Source organism: Pseudomonas sp. MYb13, assembly GCF_002980075.1.
Classification (GTDB): domain Bacteria; phylum Pseudomonadota; class Gammaproteobacteria; order Pseudomonadales; family Pseudomonadaceae; genus Aquipseudomonas; species Aquipseudomonas lurida.
In genome coordinates, this window is sequence record NZ_PCQI01000037.1 from 2462 (window position 1) to 5771 (window position 3310).

The 3310-nt window shown below is 50.6% G+C and carries 2 rRNA genes; both read left to right on the forward strand.

The annotated features are described in order from the left end of the window. Positions 1 to 191: 191 nt before the first annotated feature. A 23S ribosomal RNA gene (locus CQ002_RS28020) occupies positions 192 to 3083 on the forward strand. A 156-nt stretch (positions 3084 to 3239) separates the two neighbouring features. After that, positions 3240 to 3310, forward strand: a 5S ribosomal RNA gene (rrf, locus tag CQ002_RS28025); the annotation flags it as partial.

Consider the following 3310-nt stretch of genomic DNA (forward strand, 5'->3'; position numbering starts at 1 on the left):
TATTGATTTCTAGTCTTTGATTAGATCGTTCTTTAAAAATTTGGGTATGTGATAGAAAGATAGACTGAACGTTACTTTCACTGGTAACGGATCAGGCTAAGGTAAAATTTGTGAGTTACTCGTAATTGAGTATTATCGAATTTTCGGCGAATGTCGTCTTCACAGTATAACCAGATTGCTTGGGGTTATATGGTCAAGTGAAGAAGCGCATACGGTGGATGCCTTGGCAGTCAGAGGCGATGAAAGACGTGGTAGCCTGCGAAAAGCTTCGGGGAGTCGGCAAACAGACTTTGATCCGGAGATGTCTGAATGGGGGAACCCAGCCATCATAAGATGGTTATCTTGTACTGAATACATAGGTGCAAGAGGCGAACCAGGGGAACTGAAACATCTAAGTACCCTGAGGAAAAGAAATCAACCGAGATTCCCTTAGTAGTGGCGAGCGAACGGGGACTAGCCCTTAAGTGGCTTTGAGATTAGCGGAACGCTCTGGAAAGTGCGGCCATAGTGGGTGATAGCCCTGTACGCGAAAATCTCTTAGTCATGAAATCGAGTAGGACGGAGCACGAGAAACTTTGTCTGAATATGGGGGGACCATCCTCCAAGGCTAAATACTACTGACTGACCGATAGTGAACTAGTACCGTGAGGGAAAGGCGAAAAGAACCCCGGAGAGGGGAGTGAAATAGATCCTGAAACCGTATGCGTACAAGCAGTGGGAGCAGACTTTGTTCTGTGACTGCGTACCTTTTGTATAATGGGTCAGCGACTTATTTTCAGTGGCGAGCTTAACCGAATAGGGGAGGCGTAGCGAAAGCGAGTCTTAATAGGGCGTCTAGTCGCTGGGAATAGACCCGAAACCGGGCGATCTATCCATGGGCAGGTTGAAGGTTGGGTAACACTAACTGGAGGACCGAACCGACTACCGTTGAAAAGTTAGCGGATGACCTGTGGATCGGAGTGAAAGGCTAATCAAGCTCGGAGATAGCTGGTTCTCCTCGAAAGCTATTTAGGTAGCGCCTCATGTATCACTGTAGGGGGTAGAGCACTGTTTCGGCTAGGGGGTCATCCCGACTTACCAAACCGATGCAAACTCCGAATACCTACAAGTGCCGAGCATGGGAGACACACGGCGGGTGCTAACGTCCGTCGTGAAAAGGGAAACAACCCAGACCGTCAGCTAAGGTCCCAAAGTTATGGTTAAGTGGGAAACGATGTGGGAAGGCTTAGACAGCTAGGAGGTTGGCTTAGAAGCAGCCACCCTTTAAAGAAAGCGTAATAGCTCACTAGTCGAGTCGGCCTGCGCGGAAGATGTAACGGGGCTCAAACCATACACCGAAGCTACGGGTATCACGTAAGTGATGCGGTAGAGGAGCGTTCTGTAAGCCTGTGAAGGTGAGTTGAGAAGCTTGCTGGAGGTATCAGAAGTGCGAATGCTGACATGAGTAACGACAATGGGTGTGAAAAACACCCACGCCGAAAGACCAAGGTTTCCTGCGCAACGTTAATCGACGCAGGGTTAGTCGGTCCCTAAGGCGAGGCTGAAAAGCGTAGTCGATGGAAAACAGGTTAATATTCCTGTACTTCTGGTTATTGCGATGGAGGGACGGAGAAGGCTAGGCCAGCTTGGCGTTGGTTGTCCAAGTTTAAGGTGGTAGGCTGGAATCTTAGGTAAATCCGGGATTCTAAGGCCGAGAGCTGATGACGAGTTATCTTTTAGATAACGAAGTGGTTGATGCCATGCTTCCAAGAAAAGCTTCTAAGCTTCAGGTAACCAGGAACCGTACCCCAAACCGACACAGGTGGTTGGGTAGAGAATACCAAGGCGCTTGAGAGAACTCGGGTGAAGGAACTAGGCAAAATGGCACCGTAACTTCGGGAGAAGGTGCGCCGGTGAGGGTGAAGGACTTGCTCCGTAAGCTCATGCCGGTCGAAGATACCAGGCCGCTGCGACTGTTTATTAAAAACACAGCACTCTGCAAACACGAAAGTGGACGTATAGGGTGTGACGCCTGCCCGGTGCCGGAAGGTTAATTGATGGGGTTAGCTAACGCGAAGCTCTTGATCGAAGCCCCGGTAAACGGCGGCCGTAACTATAACGGTCCTAAGGTAGCGAAATTCCTTGTCGGGTAAGTTCCGACCTGCACGAATGGCGTAACGATGGCGGCGCTGTCTCCACCCGAGACTCAGTGAAATTGAAATCGCTGTGAAGATGCAGTGTATCCGCGGCTAGACGGAAAGACCCCGTGAACCTTTACTATAGCTTTGCACTGGACTTTGAATTTGCTTGTGTAGGATAGGTGGGAGGCTTTGAAGCGTGGACGCCAGTTCGCGTGGAGCCATCCTTGAAATACCACCCTGGCAACTTTGAGGTTCTAACTCAGGTCCGTTATCCGGATCGAGGACAGTGTATGGTGGGTAGTTTGACTGGGGCGGTCTCCTCCTAAAGAGTAACGGAGGAGTACGAAGGTGCGCTCAGACCGGTCGGAAATCGGTCGTAGAGTATAAAGGCAAAAGCGCGCTTGACTGCGAGACAGACACGTCGAGCAGGTACGAAAGTAGGTCTTAGTGATCCGGTGGTTCTGTATGGAAGGGCCATCGCTCAACGGATAAAAGGTACTCCGGGGATAACAGGCTGATACCGCCCAAGAGTTCATATCGACGGCGGTGTTTGGCACCTCGATGTCGGCTCATCACATCCTGGGGCTGAAGCCGGTCCCAAGGGTATGGCTGTTCGCCATTTAAAGTGGTACGCGAGCTGGGTTTAGAACGTCGTGAGACAGTTCGGTCCCTATCTGCCGTGGACGTTTGAGATTTGAGAGGGGCTGCTCCTAGTACGAGAGGACCGGAGTGGACGAACCTCTGGTGTTCCGGTTGTCACGCCAGTGGCATTGCCGGGTAGCTATGTTCGGAATAGATAACCGCTGAAAGCATCTAAGCGGGAAACTAGCCTCAAGATGAGATCTCACTGGAACCTTGAGTTCCCTGAAGGGCCGTCGAAGACTACGACGTTGATAGGTTGGGTGTGTAAGCGCTGTGAGGCGTTGAGCTAACCAATACTAATTGCCCGTGAGGCTTGACCATATAACACCCAAGCAATTTGACTACTCTAACGAGCATCAGATTGCGGTGTGTGAAGACGAAATGAACCGAAAGTTCGAATCTCACAAACACCGAAAGCTATCACATACCCATTTTGCTGAAGCGAGGCCAGCTGGCCACGACTCAGTACCCGAATTTCTTGACGACCATAGAGCATTGGAACCACCTGATCCCATCCCGAACTCAGCAGTGAAACGATGCATCGCCGA